This is a genomic window from Photobacterium sp. DNB22_13_2 (assembly GCF_052873915.1).
This window is the reverse complement of sequence record NZ_JBNNXU010000101.1, coordinates 1-288: the sequence shown is the minus strand read 5'-3', so window position 1 is coordinate 288 and position 288 is coordinate 1. Positions and strand designations below refer to the sequence as shown.

The window sequence follows — 288 nt, the reverse complement described above, 5'->3', positions numbered from 1 at the left end:
CTGCAACACCGATGCAGAGGCATGATCGAGAATCTTCACGCGATCGTGCGGCCGGTGCGCAGAGAACGCCCGCAGGATGCGCGGCAGATACTGCACGCCCACCGTCGGCACGCAGGCAATCGTGATGTCTCCACGCTGGCTCAGGCCGGTCTCGCGAATTTCCGTCAGCGCGTCAGACAGCTCGTTCAACAACCGGCGCGCCTGCGGCAGAAAGCGCTGGCCGATTTCCGTGAGTTCCGTCCGGCGTGTCGTGCGCTCAATCAGCGCAACGCCAAGGAAGGCCTCCAG

Annotated in this window: 1 protein-coding gene; it reads right to left on the bottom strand. The window is 64.2% G+C overall.

Going from position 1 to position 288, the window contains the following annotated elements:
• On the bottom strand, nucleotides 1–288 hold a 288-nt coding region (locus ACVA58_RS27970), incomplete at both ends, for a LysR family transcriptional regulator (RefSeq protein WP_446513504.1).